We start from the raw sequence: 20,029 nt of genomic DNA, 5'->3' as shown, positions 1-20,029 counted from the left end.
ACACATGACGACAATGACAAATGCAAGAAGAAGAGTGCAGGCCGGCGATTTGTCCTTTACTTTTTGGGAAAGCGGAGACTTATTTCAAGCGGTAAGCGGCAAGGTGATGATTAATCAGCTGATGCTGAGCCCCTTAGACGGTTCACTGAATAATATTTACTTGCGGATTCACTCTGAAGATGGTATTGAGGCATACCCTTTATTGGGTATCCACTCGGATAGCCATGTCTATCAAAAAGGGAATTGTCTGCAATGGACAGGTACCGTGCGAAGCATCGCTTATACAGTAACCTTCGCTCCGACAGATCAAGGTGTGTGGTTCTGGGAAGTAACACTTCGAGGTGATGAGCTGAAAGTAGATGTGATCTACAGCCAGGACGTTGGAATTGCCGATACGGGAGCTGTACGCAGTAATGAGGCCTACTTATCTCAATACATTGACCATACCGTATTTGAAGATACCGAGAAGGGGTATGTCGTATGCTCCCGGCAAAATCAGCCGCAAGGCGGAACTTTCCCCTATCTTCAGCAAGGCTCCTTGACGGGTGCAGCAGGCTACTCGACAGACGGTTTCCAGTTCTTTGGACTAACCTATAAAGAGACGAATATACCCGAAGCACTGCAGAACAAGACACTTGCCAATGAAGTGTATCAATATGAATTTGCATACACAGCTCTGCAATCCGAGCAAACGGTGCTTGCAGGCGAAGCTTCATTCGTATTTTATGGATTGTTCCGTCCTCATCACGAGCAAGCTACGACCAAGCTCGAATACGAGGAAGTGGTAGAGGATGCTTGGAATACTTATACATCTCATAAAAAACAGAATGAAAAGGCTTCAGCTGCTAAACTGGCGGACACTTACTATAAACCGCAGATCGGTAAGACACTCGCTGGTCGGTCCTTGACTGATGAGGAAGTAGACCAGCTGTTCCCTGCTGCTGGACGGCATGAGGTGGAGTATAAGGATGGGCAATTACTCGCATTCTTCACAGATACCTACGAGCATGTGGTGCTAAAAAGCAAGGAAATGCGGGTGGAGCGCCCTCACGGTCATATTCTGATGAGCGGGAACAATGTGAAGCTTGGAGCAAACGTGTTAACAACAACATCTTATATGTACGGAATATTCAATTCTCATGTTGTTGTGGGTAACACGAACTTCAATAAGCTCATGAGTAATTCGCGCAGCGCATTGAATATTCCGAAGACATCAGGACAACGGATCTATGTAGAGCTGGATGGCGAGTATCGTCTGTTAACGATGGCTTCACTGTTTGAAATCGGATTTAACTACGTTCGATGGTATTATAAATTGAAGGATGATATGCTCGTAATCACGAATTTTACATCAGTGGACCGTCCAGAGGTTCAGCTCCAGGTACGTTCTGAGAGCGGGTACAGCTATCGGTATTTGGTATCCAATCAGATGACGATGAACGTTAATGAGTATGAAGTGCCTGTGCACTATGCAGAGAAGGAAGGCAAGCTGATATTTAAGGCGGACTCCTCTGCGGTAAGTCATGAGGTGTATCCTGAGCTGTCTTATTCCATGTGGATGGATGGGGCGGAGTTTCAGGTTCATGACGAGACTTGTCTTGCTGAAGGGATCGTGCCGGGCGATGCTTCCCTGACTGTTCTGCAAATTTCGGCTAGCCAGAGCTGGACCTTAACGATGCAGGGATTGCTGGACGGCAAGTCACTACCCTCGATTACTCCTGATTTTATGGAAGAGAAAGAGAAGTATCGCGAATTTTTCCGCAGTGTCATGAATGGGTTCCATCTAAAATTTCCCGATCCAGAGCGGTCTGAAGCGTTATTCAAAGTGAATTCACTTGCCTGGTGGTATACGCATAATATGCTGGTTCACTATTCGGTTCCGCACGGACTTGAGCAATACGGAGGAGCCGCATGGGGGACAAGGGACGTATGCCAAGGTCCTGTGGAATATTTCATGGCAACACAGAAGTATGAACAAGTTCGTGACATTCTTAAAATGGTATATGCCCATCAATATGAGGATGACGGAAATTGGCCGCAGTGGTTCATGTTTGACCAATATAACCAAATCCAGCAGGAAGAAAGTCATGGCGACATTATCGTATGGCCGCTAAAAGTGCTCAGTGATTATCTAAATGCGACACAAGATTACAGTATTCTGGATGAACGGGTTCCGTACACGTTAAAGCACGGCTTTGATTTTACTGAAGATACCTCTACCATTCTGGAGCATGTTCAGAAAGAAATCGGTTATATCCAGAGTCATTTCCTGCATGATACGTACCTATCGTCCTATGGAGACGGAGATTGGGATGATACGCTGCAGCCGGCTAATGCCCAGCTCAAGCAGTACATGGTCAGCAGCTGGACAGTGGCTCTTACGTATCAAACGCTTCGGCAGCTGTCACAGGCGATGGAGTCTGTTCACAGTACCCTTGCACAAGAGCTTCTGAAACTATCCGAAGGTATTAAGCGGGACTTCCAGAAGTACATGCTAAATACGAATGTGATACCGGGCTTCATCTATATGGAGAACCCGGAGGAAGTAAAGCCGATGCTCCATCCATCCGATGAGGAGACGGGGATTCAGTATCGTCTGCTTCCGATGACGAGAAGCATGATTGCTGAATTGCTCAGTCCGGAGCAGGCTAAGTCTCATTACGAATTGATTAAAGAACGTTTATTTTGCCCGGATGGCGTAAGACTGATGAACAGACCTGCCGTATATGCCGGAGGAGTGAGCACACACTTCAAGCGGGCTGAGCAGGCGTCCAACTTCGGGCGTGAAGTCGGTCTGCAGTATGTACATGCCCATATAAGGTACGTTGAGGCCATGGCCAAGCTGGGCTATAAGGATGAGGTGTGGAGCGGTCTTGGGTTAATTAATCCGATTGGTATCACCAAAGTGGTTCCAAATGCGGAGCTGCGGCAAAGTAATGCTTACTTTAGCAGCTCTGATGGTAAATTCAGCAACCGATATGAAGCCCAGGAGCGCTTCGATGAGCTTAGAGCCGGAGAGGTCAAAGTAAAGGGCGGATGGAGAATATACTCCAGCGGCCCGGGAATTTATATGAACCAGCTCATTTCAAATGCGCTCGGCATACGTCAGGACGAGCAGGATTTAATAATTGACCCGGTGCTGCCGTCTGATCTGGATGGTATGGAGTTTGATTTTGAAATAGCAGGCAAAAAAGTAACCTTCGTATATCATTTGGGTGATAGTCATACTGCACGAATTGTTATAAATGGCAGGGACACCGAATTGATTCGGGAAGATCATCCCTATCGGGTTGGCGGATTCCGAATTAAATGCGATGTGCTGGATAAAGAGCTGGATCGGCAGCGGAATGTAATAGATGTTTATATGTAAATTTCATAACTTTATCAAAGATAGCTATAAGCAAATAACAAGGCTTGGTTACAAATGAGGGAGCGAGGACTATTGGTCAGTATTAAGGACATTGCCAAAAAAGCCGGAGTTTCTATTTCTACGGTCTCTTATGCCCTTAATGGGAGCAACAAAGTGACGGACGAAACAAGCTCTAAAATTCTGGCCATTGCCAAAGAATTGAATTATGTGCCGAATGCGGCAGCACGTAACTTGAAAAAGCGGGAGACCAAAATCGTTGGTGTATTTCTGACGGACTTCCGTGGAGACGTCTATGGTGATCTTCTGCATGGGATGAAGGAAATCAGCAATATACAGGGGTATGATCTGATTGTGTGCAGCGGCGAACAATCTCACAAAATGCTGCCAGAGCGCATGATCGATGGTGCGATTATATTGGATCAGATGTTTGCAAGCGAGGAACTGCTGAAATATGCCGATTTGGGACATAAGATCGTGGTGCTGGACCGCGAGCTCGATCATCCGAACATTAATCAGGTGCTCCTTGATAACAAAGCAGGCGCTACCCTGGCGATGGAGCATCTGATCGAACTGGGTCATAAGAAAATATATGTGGTGACCGGTCCGGAAGGCTCTTACGATTCCATGCAGCGGATGAAAGCCGTGCGGATGGTCTCAGAGCGCTCTCAGGATGTGGAATGTATCGAGATCAGCGGCAACTTCGAGAAGACCGGGGGAGAGAAGGCTGCCGAACAAATCATTGCTGAATATAAAGAGCCGGTTGCTGTGTTCTGTCTAAATGATGAGATGGCCATCGGATTATGGAATCGTATTTCGGAAACGGATTTGAAGATTGGTGAGCACGTCCATCTAATCGGGTTTGATAACATTGAGCTGGCTGGCTATATGCAGCCAAGATTATCTACCATCAACTACTCTAAGCAGAAGTGGGGAGCTCTTGCCGCCGAGCAGCTCCTTAAGCTGCTCTCCGGAGATACGGTGGAGAATGAGCGGATATACGTAACTTTGGTGAAAGGAGCGTCTGCTAAGCGGGTGTGATTGAGAGTTATCGTGCATGCACGTATGTTTAATTTGTGCAGAACAAGGTTAAGAAAAAAGCATAGGCAAGCGGATGCTGCAACAGGTGCTGCCTCAGATACAGCATATGATATTGCATCAAGAGGATATACAGCTTGCTATGGTTCGCTCTTGCCTTCCTGTTATGAATAACAGAGCAAAGAGCAGTGCACGATAATCCAAGATTACAGATGAGAAGGAGCGATTATAATGGAAGCATTGTATACAGCAACAGCGACAGTACGCGGTGGCAGAGACGGTAAATTCGAAACATCGGATGGTGTATTGCGTCATGACTTGTCGACTCCGAAGGAGCTCGGCGGTGCAGGCGGCAATGCCACGAATCCGGAGCAGCTGTTCGCAGCTGGATATGGAGCATGCTATGAGAGCGCCCTTTCCAACATCGCCCGCAAAGAAGGCGTGAAGCTCAGTGATGTTGAAGTAACCAGCAACGTCATGATCGGTAAGGACCCTAAGGATGACGGATTCCAGCTCGCTGTTCGGCTGGATGTCAAAATTCCGGGTGTAGACCGCGCTCAGGCAGAGGATCTGGCGAAGAAAGCGCATGAGTTCTGCCCTTACTCCAAAGCGACACGTGGTAATATTCCGGTTGAGCTTAATGTAATTTAAGGTTGATCCGATCTCGTTTAAAATGCCGGGGCTCTTGCATAATCGCTGGAGTTCCCGGCTTTTTTATTGATGATATTCTGAAAACTTTCAGATCATAGCAAGGTTTCTTCATTTTTCGTGTATATGGATTTGACATCAGGGTTAAAATTCTTTAATATGACTAAGTACTAATGCGCTACGTGGCATGAATAAATTTGAAATCACAGGTGATTACATGTCTTATAGACCACAGATTGTAGACTTAACAACTGCCAGCCGAAATGAAGAAGCCGGACTTTACGAGTTTACAATGAAGCTCGCGGACGGAACACTGTGCCGTGTATTCTATTCCCGTGATCCGGAATGGAAAATGACAAGCATCAGTCGTCTTCAGAAGACACCTTGTCCGGTATGCCGCAAAGACTTTATCTGCAAGTGCATGGAGAAGTTTGCAGGCGAGATTCATGAGCAAATTCAGGATAATCAATTGATCGAACAAGCGACGAAGTAAGAAGCGGATTCGATGATGAGCGACTAGGAAGAGCATCCTAGCGCTTTTTTTCTATATATTGTTATATGCATTCATTATAATTCGGGAGAGATGAAGGATGCAGAATTATAGCGACAAGCATATCGTCCTCATTGATGGTGTGTGTCATTTGTGCCAGGGTATAACGAAATGGATTATTCAGCGGGATCCGAAAGGTGTATTCTATTTCGCTTCGCTTCAATCTGATGTCGGAAGAGATTTACTGGAGCAGGGCGGATTATCCGTGGATGCGATGGATACCTTTGTATATATCGAAAAAGGAGTATACCACACGCGCTCAACAGCTGCGCTGAAGGTAGCCCGCAAATTGAGATTTCCCTATTATTTGGCTTATGGATTCATTATTGTACCGAAGTTTATTCGAGACAGCGTGTATAACTTCATTGCCCGCAATCGCTATCGCTGGTTCGGACGAGATGGGGAAGATGCCTGTATGCTGCCGACACCGGAGATTCGGGAACGTTTCTTGTAATCATTATATAGTATGAAATTAGCCGCCTTTCAGCGTACCTGAAGGCGGCATTTTTGAGTGTGAATATGGCTAGAGCTGTTAATACAGCCAAGGAGGCTGAATGTTGTAAGCAGCGTATCCACAGGATTATTTTTTGGGTGCACGAAAACCAGCCAGCTCAGCCTCTTCCTCCGTACAGAACCATTCCTCGGGTATGGTTTTAGTATATTGAGGCGATTCCTTGGTGTGATATATTTTTTCTCCACTGGAGTTGATATTGCCTTTGATGGTGCAGGAGCGATCCGGCTGTTGACTAGAATTGCCATTAGCTTCAATGTTGTCATTCGTACCTGAGACCGTTTCTGATTCATATTCGTCCTTGTGGAAGCCGTCCTCCTGGACATAATTTTCGTATTCCCATATGCCGATTGCTGCACGCTGACTTTCTTTCTGTATGGCTTCGAACTGATCTACATACCGCACATTCGGCGGATAGATATAGGCGACTCTTGCATAGCCTTTTTCAAGTAAAGATTCCTGAAGCATGACACCATCGACGTACACATAAGCAAGCAGTCTCGAATATTTGTCCCGGTTCTGCCCAATGTCAAACTCCAGCTCGATCTGGTCGGCTTGTTCAAGTGCCTGTTTGGTATACTCTTTCGCTTCAATGCCGAGAGGCTGAACACCAAGCTTCGGATGAGAGGTCTCCGGGGTATCCACGAGCAGCATCCGAACAGATTGACTCTTGCCTTCGTACATGACTTTGAAAGTATCTCCATCGACCGCTCGATCCAGTGTAACAGGAACCCTTGGGAATTCATGCTCATCTTGCGGCGTACAGCCCATCATGATTATAAAGAGGCATAGAATGCTTAAGATTGCCCACTTCTTGGACACATTGATCACTCCATTCTAAGGTGTTGTTATGTAGGCAGCAGGCATTTCAATAGTGTACTATATAAGATGAAAAAAGGGAACGGATGTTTGATTTGATAATAAATAATAATAAAATGTGCTTGCCCGGCATGGAATATTATGCTAATCTAGCATTAAATTAAACAGCACGTGACGGAAGCACCGTCCATTATACCGTAGGAGATACGGGAGATGGACGGTGCTTTTTTTTGTTGTGCTGGAAGGGAGAGTTGCATCTGGTCATAAGGAAGATTGTGCTGGCAAGCAGAACGCGTGAATACGTAGATGCAGTGCTTGATTACGTGCAAGGAAGTGAATATTCAAGGAAGTTTCATGTAACGGCCTTCTCGCAACCGGAAGCGATGATGAGATATATGAATGAGCAGACTCGCGCATCGATGCCGGATTTGATCGTTGGTGAATTGGAATTTATAGAGCAGATACGGGATGGATTAGATCAAGAGCGTGTCCCGATTCTACTTCTGGCGGAACAGCATGCTTCTGATGGGGATCTGCCCCACGTGATGAAGTATCAGCCTTTATCTGCTCTGCTTGGAGCTTTAGAAGAGGCTGTTTTAAACTCAGGCAACGTTCGTTTGGATAACAGACACTCCGGAGATGCGTCTTTGGTGATTGGGGTCACGTCGGCTTCCGGGGGCTGCGGCAAAACGACGGTTGCTTTAAACCTTGCGAAGCAGCTAGGCCGTGCGGGGTATTCGGTATTTTATTTGAACCTGGAAACACTCGACAGCACCAAGCCTTTTCTTCAGACAAGCCCTCAGGTGGGAAGCGAAGAAGAGCTGGGAGAAGCCTTTTCCAGACTTATGTATCTTATCAGAGCACGGCGTTCCGGAGGAAGGGCTTCGGAACAGAGAATTGATGTCAGATCTTATGTCCTGTGGAATGAACAGATTAAATCCCATTATTTCTACCCGGCCAGGAATCGGAATGAGCTGCGCCAGCTCACGAAGTCGGATGTGAATGCACTATTAGAAGTGCTAATTGCATCAGAGCAATATCAATATATCATTACTGATCATGACTCGGTATGGGATGAGCGAGCTGAAGCCTTGATGGATAGATCTGATCTGCTGATCTGGCTTCTGTCTGATGATATTCATACGCTGGCTAAAGCTTCGGCTTGGATGAGATATCAAGAGCAGCTTGATCCGATAAGGACAGGTCAGATTCAGGAGAAGTCCACTTATGTCATTAATCGGTATACGGGAACGGTTGTAAATCCGATGCCTGAGGAATATATGCATACCGGCTTGTACTTGCCATATATTCCATCGTGGAAACAGATGAGAGAGCCGGAATTGCTGCTCGGATCACCCATTTATCAAAAAGAAATGCGGAGATTATGCGAAGCTGCCGGAATGTTGCAGAAGGAATATTCATCATGATGGATACTTCGTTTAGAGAACTTAGAAATTCAATTCGTGCGGCTCTTGATGTTACTTCTGCGGCGGGAGACTCAGAGCTGATGGAGCATATTGAGGCAAGGGTATTCCGGCATTCTGGGCTCATCCATCTCACCTCCGGGGAGAAGCATGCTCTAATCAGAAGACTGTATGATTCCTTTCGCGGACTCGATGTACTTCAGCCGCTGATCGACAATCCCCATATTACAGAAATTATGATCAACGGGCATACCGAGATATTCATTGAAGAGCGGGGTGAAGTGCGCCAGGCACCTGTCACGTTTGAATCGGAAGAGCGGCTGCAGGATATCATCCAGACGATCGTTTCTGGAGTGAATAGAATCGTGAATGAATCCTCACCTATAGTGGATGCCAGGCTAAAGGACGGTTCAAGGGTCAACATCGTGCTGCCGCCTGTCGCGTTAAAAGGACCTACCATGACGATCCGCAAATTTCCGGACAAGCCAATGACGATGGAGGACCTTGTTCGGATCGGAGCCATTAGCGACGAAGCCGCGGAGCTGCTCAGCAAGCTTGTTCGAAGCAAATACAACATGTTTATCAGTGGAGGCACGGGATCAGGGAAGACAACCTTTCTTAATGCATTGTCTCAGTTCATCCCTCCAGATGAGAGAATCATTACGATTGAAGATTCGGCAGAGCTTCAGATCGTTACTGTTCCCAATCTGGTATCACTGGAGACCCGTAATGCAAATACGGAGGGGAAAGGGGTGATTTCCATTCGGGAGTTAATCCGCTCCTCTCTGCGAATGCGTCCTAACCGAATCATTGTCGGTGAGGTTCGGGGAAGTGAGGCGCTGGATATGCTGCAGGCCATGAACACTGGGCATGAAGGCAGTCTGTCCACGGGCCATGCAAACAGTATTCCGGATATGATCTCACGACTGGAAACGATGGTACTCAGCGGAGCTGACTTACCCGTTGGCGTTGTCAGACAGCAGATCGCCTCTGCCATTGATATTGTTATCCATCTATCACGTCTCAGGGACCGTTCCAGACGAGTGACAGAGATTAGTGAGGTTGTTGGCTTGAAGGATGGGGGAATACAGCTGAACTCTTTGTACCGTTTTCAGGAGCTGGATGAAGTGGATGGACATATTATAGGCCAGCTTGAACGTTCGTCTGGAGTGCTTGTTCATCAAGATAAGCTCAAGGCAGCAGGCATCCAGGGAACTTTTTTTGAGGAGGAGAATGAGGTGAGGAACGCTTGAATCGTCAAATGGGAGCCGCGAGGGTGACAGCACAGACGGCGAATGCTTCGACTCATCAAAAGCTTCCGCGTTATATGGAGCACACGCTGTCCTATCGACAGAGAGCTGGCTGTATCGCGGCAAGTGCAATTCTATTTTTCGGGATAGGCTATCTGTTTTACCATCACTGGGCTCTCGGTTTGCTCCTGTCAGCCGCAGCTCTTTTTACACCGAAATACTATAATGTCTATCTGCTCAACAAGAGAAGAGAGGCGCTTAGTCTTCATTTTAAACAGGCGCTGTATTCCTTATCCTCATCTCTTGCTGCAGGCAAGTCGGTTGAGAATGCCTTTCGCGAGGCGGTGCATGATCTACGAATGCTGGACCCTCAGGCAGATCACGATCTTATCAAAGAGCTGATGATCATATGTACAAGGATGGAATACGGTGAACCTATTGAAGATGCATTGAGAGATTTCGCAGATCGGGCCCAGATGGAGGATATCACGAATTTCGCAGATGTATTTGTTACTTGCAAACGTACGGGCGGCGATTTGGTTGAAGTTGTACGCAGAACCTCATCCGTCATCGGAGAGAAGCTGGATATTAAGCAGGAGATCGCTGTAACGATATCCCAGAAGAAGTTTGAATCCAAGGCCATGTTTGCAGCACCCTTCTTGTTTTTGATTTTTTTAAGTCTGACTTCACCTGATTTCCTGACACCACTCTATACCGGTGCTGGATATATCATATCGAGTATTGCACTTCTTATTCTATTTGGCTGCTTCATCTGGGTTCAGCGAATTATGGATGTAAGAGTGTAAGGGGATTGAACCATGATGATTATATGCAGTGTTCTTACTGTCGTTGTACTCGCGCTGGGCTGGATTATCTTTAATAAACGGGCAGGCTCGAGATACCGCGTATTGGATTCTATTGACATGAAAGGTATGCGGTTTCGCAAACTTCATGCTCCCTTTCTAGATTTAATTGAGAAGCTGCAGTTAACGAGGAAGCTGCCTATGCTGGTGTACCGGATACAGCACTCGGTGCAAAGAGTCTATGGACTGAAGCATAGCAATGAGAAGACCTTACTGTTCATTGCTGAAATGCTCGTTTATAGCTGGCTGTCTCTTATCGCTGGGGCACTGCTGACTCTAGTGCTGGAGGGAGATCCTTTGGGTCTCATCGCCGGAGCATTGCTTGCAGGCGTAATTCCGTTTGCCCAAATGAAGGATCTGCATCACAAGGTAAAGCTGCGGGAGCAGGATATCTTAATGGAGCTTCCAGAATTTTTGAACAAAATTGTCCTGCTCGTTAGCGCCGGTGAAACGGTGCAAAGAGCCATTTTACATTGCACGGAACGAAAAAAAGGATCTGCTCACCCGCTCTATATTGAGCTGGGTCAGATGGTGGGAGAGTGGAACAACGGATACTCTTTTCAACAGGCATTTGAGCAGTTCAGTAAGCGATGTGGAGTGCAGGAGGTTTCTATTTTCACCACGACGGTGCTCCTGAATTTTAGACGGGGCGGGGGAGATTTTGTCCTCTCACTCCGTGATTTATCCAGAGTGCTGTGGGACAAGCGTAAATCACTCAGCCGAACACGTGGTGAACAGGCTTCTTCCAAGCTGGTATTTCCAATGGTGGTGATCTTTTTGGTCATTGTCGTTATGGTTGGAGCTCCGTCATTTATGATGATGAATTTATAGGGGGATACGATAATGTTAGCATTATGCAAACGCAAATTGGCAGATTTATGGAACGAAGAGGATGGGCTAGGGACACTTGAAATGATCCTCATTATTGGTGTGATCTTAATCATAGCTCTTATATTTAAGGATCAGATTCAGGCTTTGGTTGAGAATTTGCTTGAGAGTGTTACGAGCAAAAGTAATGAATTCTTCTAAAGGCAGCAGCCATTTGAAAGGAGAGGAGGGGAGCTTCACAATCGAAGCTTCTCTCGTATTTCCCGTCATTCTGTTGTCGCTATGTGTGCTCATGTTTTTTTGTGTGCTGCTGTACCAGAAATCGGCACTTTTGCAGTATGCTTCAGCTGCGTCAGAGCGTGCCTCATACAGCTGGGATAACAGTCATAAGGACGCTAAGACCGGATCCTACCCGGAAGGGGAGACCGATCCGCTGTATTGGCGTTTTGCAGACGATCATATGATAGGTGCGCTCTTCGGTTCAGTAAGCGGTGGTCAGATTACAACAATAGAGCTCCCAGGAGGAGCTGCAAGTGATGATCTGCCAATGAAGAAGCTGAGTCAATCGGGGGCAGGCCTGCCTGTGTTGTACAGAGGTCAGATGGAATATGCGAATCAGATGCTGGACCGCCAAGTATGGACCAAGCTGAACCAAAATATGAGGCTGCCTATGCTCGATTTCTTATTCTCAGGTGATCCACGGATACAGCATTCTGGCAAATCCACCGTTGTAGAACCCGATGAATTCATTCGAAATGTCGAGCTTATGCGGTATTACGGAGCGAGATTTTCGAGGATGGGTACACCGGGCAACCCTTCGGAGTTCGCACAGATTTTGCAAAAATTTGCTGGGATGTGAATGTGTTGTTTAGACGAGGTGATTCTGAGTCCGGTGCGGTGACTATATTTTTGGCAATGGTGCTTGCCGTCGTGTTCTTATTTGTCGCTGTATTTGTTGACTATGCCCGGATTGCTGCGATGAAAGTACAGGCTGAGAGACTGGCTCATGCTGCGGCTAGGTCCGTGATGTCCTCTTATATTCCCGAGCTTCAGGAAAGATACGGGCTGTTCGCTCATGATGGGAATCAGGGAGACTATGTTCTTGCGAAAGTATTAAATGACAGTACGAAGCCTACGCCGCATGCGGAAGGTTTTCCTCTAATCGGTATGGAGGTGGTTCAATCTGGGCTTTCACTTGAGCGGGAGCTTGGAGCATTCGAGAACTTTAATCAGCAAATTCAAGAGGAAATGAAATATAAGGCTCCGGTGGACTTTATGGTAGAGGCCGTGTCCAGATTCAAACCGTTATCAGCAGAAATGAAGCAGGCTGCGCATTCGGTGGATGTCCTGCGGAAGCTTCAGAAGCTATATGACAAGCGTGAACGTCTGCTTGAAGAGGCCATTAAAAAACGGCGGGAAGCGGCAAAAACGGCGGAAGCCTTGGCCAAATTGGTGATGGACCCGCCAAGTACTTACTTTAGTGACAGCCCGCTGGGAGGGACGATGAGAAGCGCAGCGGATGCCGCAGCAAAATACCGTGATTATTACTCAAAATACACGGAAGATGAGGCCAGAGAACCGCTTGACCGGATCTATATATTTGAGCTCAGCGAATATCGATCAGATGTGAATCGCATTGTGACAAGTATTAATCGTGAGAATCAGGAAGCTCTCCATATACATGAGCAGGCGTTAAGTCAAGCGAATGATCGAATTGAAGAAGCCAAGAGTATAAATGAACAGATGAAGCAGGTCATTAAGGAAGGTGAGATGAGAGCGGCAAATACTGCTTACGATAAAGTTGGCAAAGCCAAGACGCCGGGAGCAGGCGCTTTACCCTCCGATGTTGGCAGCTTCGGTGATGATCTGCGAAAGCAGACGGATCAGTTAGTCCGGAAGGACTCGGAGTTCACTGAGTTTATAAGTGGTCATGCCGAGCAGCTAGGAGATTATAAGGCGGCTCACCAAGCGATTTCTACCTCCGCCACCTCAATTAGTCAACTGAGCGATGGAGATTCTCATCGTAAAAGACAGCATGTCCTGACTGCGAACCGTCAAATCCAGCAATATATCACCAGGTATACTGCAGCCGGCGGAGGAAATGTGATTGATCAGGCAGCGAAGCAGATCGACGATTACCATTCTGCAGACAAGGAAAGAGCGAAGGTGGACAAGCAGTCAGAACAGAAACTGAAGGAAGCGCAGAACAGAATCAAGCTTCTGGTGGCTACAGCCGGAATTGAGAAGGCGACAGAGCAATTCAAGCAGCTGGAAGGATATTATAACGAAAATATAAGCTTCAATCAGAACCAGGCTAGCGGCACAGGTCCTTCAGAGAAGCAAATTGCAACGGATCCCTATGATGCCGGAGGTGAAGCGATGGCAGATATGGATCAATTATTCGGAGGAATGTCGAATCTCCTTGATGTAATAAGTGATGAGCTCTATCAGAATGAGTACGCTATGCATTACTTCAAATCGGTCAATTTATCGTTGATTGCTGGCAGTAATATGAATAATAGCACGATGAGTCCAGAAACGTTCTTTCTTCCGGAAAGTCAGGAGCTGGAGTACATCATCTATGGATTTCACAATCCATACGGGAATATAGTCGCTGCTTATACCGAGGTATTTACGATTCGGCTAGCGATAAGAACAATGGAGGGACTTGTAGAGAACAGCAAGCTTGGAAATCCGCTGCTCGTATTATCCAAAGCTATTTTGCATGGTCTGACGGAAGCACTCGCTGATATGCAAAAGCTGGCGGACGATGGTCAAGTAGAGCTGTCCAAGTATGCGAAGCAGGTTTCCATTACATATAGAGATCATCTTCGATTGTTTTTATTGGCACACAGCAATAACGATAAGAAGCTGTCTCGAATAAGTGCGATTATTCGACTGAACACCAAAATCGACCTTAACAAGACCTTCACGTATGCAGCTAGCCAGGCAGAAATGAGAATGAGGCTGTGGTTTCTTCCTGGCATAATGAGCGCACTAGGGACCGTGAGTGGCAGCGCTGACCGAATAGAGGATGGACACATTTACGTTTCACTCCAGTCAGACTATGCATATTAATTTAATCGCTGCCTTATTAACCACAGGAATTAGGGGTTTGACTATTATGGCATATACATGGCAGAGTCGGGAATCGAAGCTGCAATTCAAGAATGATATTGTCCAACGAGTTTGTAAGGATCAAATCAGTGACGATCAATGCAGTGACGATCAATGCAGTAAGGATCAAAGCAGTAACGATCAGGATGGAAATGATCGAGGCAGCATTGTTGTTGAAGCTTCTTTAGTTCTACCTGTTTTTATATTTTTTATTGTGTTCTTGATCTACTTCGTTCAGATGACATTATTCTCAACCGCATTGCAGACGGCAGCTTCCGAGACCGTCAAAAAAATATCATCACATATCTATCCTGTAGCTATCGCCATTGAATCTGCAGGCTCAGTAGATTCAGGTTTAGGAGAGGTTCTGCCCGGAGACTCAGCTGCTGAGGGACTCATGCCCAAGCTGTCATTGACGGATTGGGTGACTGAATATGCAGCCACTCTGCCTGACCCGATCGGATCATGGGCTTCCATGGCGGTTTCTAACGGACAAGAGCCGCTGGATCATCTCCAGACTTCCATATCGGAGGCGGTTCTAGATCCCGTTATTAAACCGTTAATTCAACCGGTAATTGAGGATACGATACTTGAATACGATTCTCTGCATGTGAATGGAGTAGATGTTCCTAATCTTCAGAATAGGTCCAATCCTTATTTTGGAATAGAGCTTACTTACGAATTACCGATCAAAGTTCCCTTTCTGAATAAGAGTCTGCGGGTTCAGGCCGGTGCGACGGAAAGGGTCTGGATTGGAGCTACAAACGAAGAGGATAAGGGAACAATTGGGGATAGCGGTACTATAGGCAGTGTAGAGATTATTGCCAAGCCGAATCCCGCATATGTAGCCGGTCAAGCGACGATACGTGCCAAAATAACACCGGGTGCCTCAGCTAACCTATCCGTCTTTTATAAGACAGGAGAAAGTACAGCACAGCATGTGGGCTGGGCAACTGCAGACGAGAACGGATTTGTGGAATGGACATGGTTTGTAGGAACAAGAACAACCCCTGGGACATGGCCGTTTGTGATCGAAACGAGTGACGGTGCCAGAGTTGAAGTTAGGTTTGACGTTGTCAAAAGATCATGATGAGAGAGGATAAGTAATGGAGATCACTTACATCGCTTGCGGAGGTTTTGTTATTGCCGCGTTTATAACGGATATTCGGTCTATGCGAATACCTAATATATTGACGATATCTTCAATACTGAGCGGCTTGATCGTACATCTAATCATGGGTGGCCTCGCAGGCTTTAGCACAGCAGCTATTGGCTTTGGAGCGGGCTTCGGACTCATGATGATATTGTATCTTCTAGGAGCGGTAGGGGCGGGAGATGTTAAGATTTTTGGAGGTATAGGAGCCTGGACGGGGGCCTTGTTCACAATGCAAGTCATGCTGTATTCGATCCTTATATCTGGTGCTATTGGTTTTCTCATCTTGATGTGGAGAAGAGAATTTGTGTTCAGAATGAGAAGAAGCCTCGGCTTCTTCATGTTCGGGCAGAAATATAAACGGCCCGTTTATGACGGCAAGGCGGAAAACGCTGGCGTTATAAAGATCAACAGTGCGGAGGCATCGCTTCGATTTCCCTTTATGCTTGCTGTACTTCCCGGAGCGATACTTGCTTATATACAAAGTTTTTATTACTAGAATCAATTTCATCATACCTTTAGCTGCTTAGACGGTATACACATCAGTATGATCAGCACAAATGAAGGAGAGGTGCCATGAAGGGGCTATCCAGAGATTTTATACATAATGACAGAGTGTTAATGATCGTAGAGAAGATGGGAGGCGTGGCAAGCAGCGACTTGAGCCAGGTTCAAGTAAACATGATCATGCATAACGAAATTCCGGGGCACTTGAGAATGCAAATTAGAGATATCGATGGAACAATTACATTCAGCTATGACATTACGGGACGTAAAATGCTCTCTCATGTGGTTAAAAGTGAAAGGTTAACACTTTCTGCATTTTATCATTTGCTATTACAGCTCACACATACTTTGAACGACAGTCGATTGTACATGCTGGATGAACATCAATTCCTGCTGCATGAGGATTATATGTTTATGGAAGGAGAGCTGGAAGAGGGAAAGATTAAGATTTGTTATGTGCCCTTTCAAGCACATTCTGATCAGGAGAAGGTCTCCGAGCAGCTGTATCAGCTGATCGTTAGATTGATGCCTTATGTTACTGAGTTAAAGGGTAACGGGCTGCAAGGTGTGCTGCAATTATGTGCCGGTGATCATTTTCGTCTGTCTGCGTTAAACGAGCTGCTGCTTGAATTGCTGACAGAGCATTCGTTAGGCGGCACACCGCCTCAGATGCATGACATGCGTAAGTTACAGAGCTTTCAAGCAGCTGATCATTATTCGGCACAAGCAAGCATTTCTTCAGTGCGACAAGCAAGTGGCTACCAAGGTCAGGATTCTCAAGCAAGCAGACTAGAGGCGACGCACGGCTCACATACACGGAGCGCAAAAGGGCAAGCCCTACAAGCACAGAGCCTACGAGAAATACATCCAATGTCACACACCATAGTGTCACATCAAGGAAATTCACAATCAGAAAATGTTAATGCTCCATTTCAACAAGCTGATAATGCATTTGCACTGCCTATACAGTCACAATATCCTCAGGACCATACGCCTCAGCAACGGAAGAACCTGCAGCCGCATAAGTTCGCTGGTTCGAACGAGCAAGAAATGAGGCTTCCTATGGATGGTTCGATTGCTGCAGGAGGCTCTATTTTTGCAGCATTTGATACCCCCGCCTCTGAAGAGGAGGATAACGCTCCGTTCTCAATATCAGACGAAGATGCGGTAAAGAAGCCCGTGAATCCAATGTACTACTGGCTTGGCTGTCTGCTCGCCTCATCGGTTGTTTGGAGATTTATTTACATGGATCGGCCATCATCTGCGGGATTAATTCTATGTACGGTGATTACCGTCGTATTCGTAACTCTTGCTTATTTATTGGCAAAAGGGATTCGTCTGCCTTTTTCAGTAAAAAACAAATCTTCGGAAATCGATACAGGGGATCCTTCATCTACACGATCAGGAGCAAAGGACTGGTTTGCCGTTAAGAAGAAGGGGGAGCCTCGCGAGTGGTGGCGATGGAATAACGGGGGAAGTCCTGCAGCGGAAGCCGGTCACGGGCCTGTGAATGCATTAGTGAATGAGCCGGCATTATTCGAAAGTACGAATGAGGTGACTCGTAGCCGATTCCAGGTGCATCATCCTGCGGTGGATCATTCAAATGTTGCCGTAGAAGAAGGCAGTGAAGGCTCTGATGCCAGCTATTATGATTCGCTGAAGCATAACACCCAGATCCTCTCTGCTGCAAAAGTACAGGCCACGGTGCTTCTATCTGAAATGGGACAGGAGATGGCCAGCTCAAATGCGCCGAATGACAGCATCGCTTATCTGGAACGCTGCTCACCAGAAGGGAGCGTGGATACGATCCCTGTTGGCAGAGGCAGCTTCATCATCGGAAGGTCCAATGACGTCGCCAGTTATGTGGAAGCAGGAGCAGGTACTTCCCGTGCGCATGTAGAGATCAGCAGATCGGATTCGGGGTACGTCGTCAAAGATTTAAATTCAATGAACGGGACCCTGTTTCAGGATGAAGCGATGGTTCCTTACAAAGAATACCTTCTCCAAGAGGGAGACAGCTTTGTTATAGCCAAGGCAAAGTATACTTTTCATCTGAGGATGCCGCTTCATTAATTCCGGCTTGGTTAACTGCAATTTCAGCTAAGTTAACTTCGTAACTCATGCTTGACCGCTCCAATTAGCTCGGGATATTTGAACGTAAACTGGTGTTTCTGTGCCTTCTCCGGCAGAACCTGCTGTCCCTCTAGTATAAGAATGGACATCTCACCCAGGAGCGTCTTTAGTACAAAGGAGGGTACAGGGAACCAATGGGGCCGATGGAGAACTTGTCCGATCGTTTTGCCGAACGTATCATTGTTGACCGGATGAGGAGTGGTAGCATTCAGTGGGCCGGAAACTTGCTCCTGCTGAACCGCAAAATCAATCAATCGCACCATATCCGCAATATGAATCCAGGACATGTACTGTCTTCCACTGCCCATCGGTCCTCCTACGCCTAGCTTATATGGAAGCTGCATGAGGGGAAAGGCGCCTTTACTACCTAACACAAGACCGGTTCTTACAATAACTAGTCTGGAATAGTTCAATCTCTGTTTGGCTGCATTCTCCCATTGAACGCACACCTCAGATAAGAAATCTACAGGCTCAATTGAAGAAGCTTCCGTATATACTTCTGTATCCGAGGTTCCATATATGCCGATCGCGGAGGATTGAATAATAACCTTCGGCTTGTATTCCAAGCGATCTAACACATCAGCCAATTGGTGAACCGAATCGAGCCGTGACTGAAGAATCCTCTGCTTCGCTGTGTCGCTCCAGCGCTGGTTCAGACTTTCTCCGGCCAGATTAACGACTCCGTCCAAGGACTCCAGCGTGCTGGGGTCCTTTTTAATCTGCTCCCAAGTGACATATGAGATTCCGCGGTTCGCAGCATCTCTCGCCTTATCTGCATTCCGGGTAATGATCATAACCTGATGACCTTGTTCTTGCCATAAATTCGCGAGATGGCTTCCGATGAATCCTGTTCCTCCACTGATTGCATACTTCATGGCCATTATTCCTCCTGACATAGCAAAAGACAAGCCTCTGCTTCGTGTTCCCTTGGACTCATTTCTTAGTAAACCCAGGACCACCTAATACAGAGGCTCATGCTTGTTAAAGACATATTACCTTTTTCCATTAAAATGAACCAACGAGCATTTAACGAATGAAAACTTCATCGGATCTCCATATTTAAACGGATCCCCTTTATTTATTCATTAAATGTTTGTATGGCTGATAATCGATCTGCTTCTTGTCGAGAAAATGAACCAGGAACTTATTATCTCTGGAAGGTGTCGCCACGATATATCCCTTGATGCAGTGATCTCGAGTAACTTCGGCAGCGCCGCTCTCCAAAGCGATCTTTCCAATCTCGGCGGCAATCGAGTGCTTGGCGATATCCCGGAAGGGGCCTGGAACCGGCTGTACCAGCTCGTCCAAGAATGCCTTGGCATCCTCTGTCCATAAGTGCCGGCTGGACTCGACCCAGTGATTCTGCCAATCGAGCTTGGATTTGCCGTCGGCTTTTGGAAGTACCTTCAGAAATTTGCGAAACATAAAGAATCCGCCAACGACCATAGAACCTAACAGGACAAAGGTCCAAAAAGCAATGGAGTTCATGAACCAGTTGCTGGGAGCAGACAGTGTTAACCTACTGTTTAACAAGAGAATGTCCATATGCATCACCTCAAAATTTTAATAGAATAGGAGACGGGCCGCAGAAATGATCGAACACGATATAAAAATACAGCGGGCAGGTTTAAAATGACATAAATATGTGAATCCATTTCATAACTCATAAAAAAGGCAGATACAAATTCTACATCAGAGCAGGTAGAGTATTTTGAGATAGATTCAGGTAAATGAACTTTTCATGAGACAATTGAGAAGATTTATTGTAAAAAATGTCCTGTTATAGAAATTATAGCGCACACAGAACTCTTTTTCGATAGC

18 protein-coding genes are annotated in these 20,029 nt (G+C 46.4%); 15 read left to right on the top strand and 3 right to left on the bottom strand.

Annotated features, from left to right (window positions below):
- Positions 1-4: 4 nt before the first annotated feature.
- The 5 genes from TCA2_RS13380 to TCA2_RS13360 all read left to right on the top strand — a co-directional run bounded on the left by TCA2_RS13380 (position 5) and on the right by TCA2_RS13360 (position 6,057).
- The gene (locus TCA2_RS13380; protein WP_047912119.1) at positions 5-3,370 is read left to right on the top strand and encodes a GH36-type glycosyl hydrolase domain-containing protein; all 3,366 of its coding nucleotides are present in this window, start codon (positions 5-7) and stop codon (positions 3,368-3,370) included.
- A gap of 72 nt (positions 3,371-3,442) precedes the next feature.
- The gene (locus TCA2_RS13375; protein WP_047912118.1) at positions 3,443-4,408 is read left to right on the top strand and encodes a LacI family DNA-binding transcriptional regulator; all 966 of its coding nucleotides are present in this window, start codon (positions 3,443-3,445) and stop codon (positions 4,406-4,408) included.
- A 228-nt stretch (positions 4,409-4,636) separates the two neighbouring features.
- Entirely contained in the window at positions 4,637-5,056 is a 420-nt protein-coding gene (locus tag TCA2_RS13370; RefSeq protein WP_047912117.1) for an organic hydroperoxide resistance protein, read from the top strand.
- 214 nt (positions 5,057-5,270) lie between these two features.
- A complete protein-coding gene (locus TCA2_RS13365) occupies positions 5,271-5,546 on the top strand; it encodes a hypothetical protein (RefSeq protein ID WP_047912116.1) in 276 nt (91 codons plus the stop codon).
- Between the two features lie 97 nt (positions 5,547-5,643).
- A complete protein-coding gene (locus tag TCA2_RS13360; RefSeq protein WP_047912115.1) occupies positions 5,644-6,057 on the top strand; it encodes a thiol-disulfide oxidoreductase DCC family protein in 414 nt (137 codons plus the stop codon).
- Positions 6,058-6,183: 126 nt separating this feature from the next.
- Here the strand turns inward: TCA2_RS13360 and TCA2_RS13355 are convergent, their stop codons facing one another.
- Positions 6,184-6,888 (bottom strand): thermonuclease family protein, encoded by a 705-nt coding sequence (locus TCA2_RS13355; protein WP_047912297.1) that lies wholly within the window; start codon positions 6,886-6,888, stop codon positions 6,184-6,186.
- Between the two features lie 296 nt (positions 6,889-7,184).
- Here TCA2_RS13355 and TCA2_RS13350 point away from each other — a divergent pair, with 296 nt between their 5' ends.
- The 10 genes from TCA2_RS13350 to TCA2_RS26180 all read left to right on the top strand — a co-directional run bounded on the left by TCA2_RS13350 (position 7,185) and on the right by TCA2_RS26180 (position 18,148).
- The gene (locus tag TCA2_RS13350; protein ID WP_238546388.1) at positions 7,185-8,360 is read left to right on the top strand and encodes a ParA family protein; all 1,176 of its coding nucleotides are present in this window, start codon (positions 7,185-7,187) and stop codon (positions 8,358-8,360) included.
- Complete coding sequence (locus tag TCA2_RS13345) at positions 8,357-9,610, top strand: CpaF family protein (RefSeq protein ID WP_047912114.1); 1,254 nt, start codon at positions 8,357-8,359, stop codon at positions 9,608-9,610. Before TCA2_RS13350 ends, TCA2_RS13345 begins: the two co-directional genes overlap by 4 nt.
- Before the next feature lie 8 nt (positions 9,611-9,618).
- Positions 9,619-10,413 carry a type II secretion system F family protein gene (locus TCA2_RS13340; RefSeq protein ID WP_047912113.1) on the top strand — a complete coding sequence of 265 codons (795 nt, stop codon included), beginning with the start codon at positions 9,619-9,621 and terminating at the stop codon, positions 10,411-10,413.
- A 12-nt stretch (positions 10,414-10,425) separates the two neighbouring features.
- Positions 10,426-11,301, top strand: coding sequence for a type II secretion system F family protein (locus TCA2_RS13335; RefSeq protein WP_047912112.1), 876 nt, complete (start codon positions 10,426-10,428; stop codon positions 11,299-11,301).
- A 12-nt stretch (positions 11,302-11,313) separates the two neighbouring features.
- Entirely contained in the window at positions 11,314-11,499 is a 186-nt protein-coding gene (locus tag TCA2_RS13330; RefSeq protein WP_047912111.1) for a Flp1 family type IVb pilin, read from the top strand.
- Positions 11,486-12,157: a TadE family protein gene (locus TCA2_RS13325; protein WP_047912110.1), complete on the top strand. Its 672-nt coding sequence runs from the start codon at positions 11,486-11,488 to the stop codon at positions 12,155-12,157. The genes TCA2_RS13330 and TCA2_RS13325 overlap by 14 nt, the downstream gene beginning before the upstream one ends.
- Before the next feature lie 2 nt (positions 12,158-12,159).
- Positions 12,160-14,376, top strand: coding sequence for a hypothetical protein (locus TCA2_RS13320; RefSeq protein WP_238546387.1), 2,217 nt, complete (start codon positions 12,160-12,162; stop codon positions 14,374-14,376).
- 46 nt (positions 14,377-14,422) lie between these two features.
- Entirely contained in the window at positions 14,423-15,505 is a 1,083-nt protein-coding gene (locus tag TCA2_RS13315) for a TadE/TadG family type IV pilus assembly protein (RefSeq protein WP_081872487.1), read from the top strand.
- A 16-nt stretch (positions 15,506-15,521) separates the two neighbouring features.
- The gene (locus TCA2_RS13310) at positions 15,522-16,067 is read left to right on the top strand and encodes a prepilin peptidase (protein ID WP_047912108.1); all 546 of its coding nucleotides are present in this window, start codon (positions 15,522-15,524) and stop codon (positions 16,065-16,067) included.
- 77 nt (positions 16,068-16,144) lie between these two features.
- Positions 16,145-18,148 (top strand): DUF6382 domain-containing protein, encoded by a 2,004-nt coding sequence (locus TCA2_RS26180; protein ID WP_052511982.1) that lies wholly within the window; start codon positions 16,145-16,147, stop codon positions 18,146-18,148.
- Between the two features lie 32 nt (positions 18,149-18,180).
- Here TCA2_RS26180 and TCA2_RS13300 read toward each other — a convergent pair whose 3' ends face one another.
- Entirely contained in the window at positions 18,181-19,083 is a 903-nt protein-coding gene (locus TCA2_RS13300) for a TIGR01777 family oxidoreductase (protein WP_047912107.1), read from the bottom strand.
- 199 nt (positions 19,084-19,282) lie between these two features.
- Complete coding sequence (locus TCA2_RS13295; protein WP_152557740.1) at positions 19,283-19,753, bottom strand: DUF2621 domain-containing protein; 471 nt, start codon at positions 19,751-19,753, stop codon at positions 19,283-19,285.
- Positions 19,754-20,029: the final 276 nt, after the last annotated feature.

Origin of the sequence: Paenibacillus sp. TCA20, from assembly GCF_000732325.1 — a bacterium.
GTDB lineage: Bacteria > Bacillota > Bacilli > Paenibacillales > Paenibacillaceae > Paenibacillus > Paenibacillus urinalis.
This window is presented reverse-complemented; position numbering and strand designations above follow the sequence as displayed.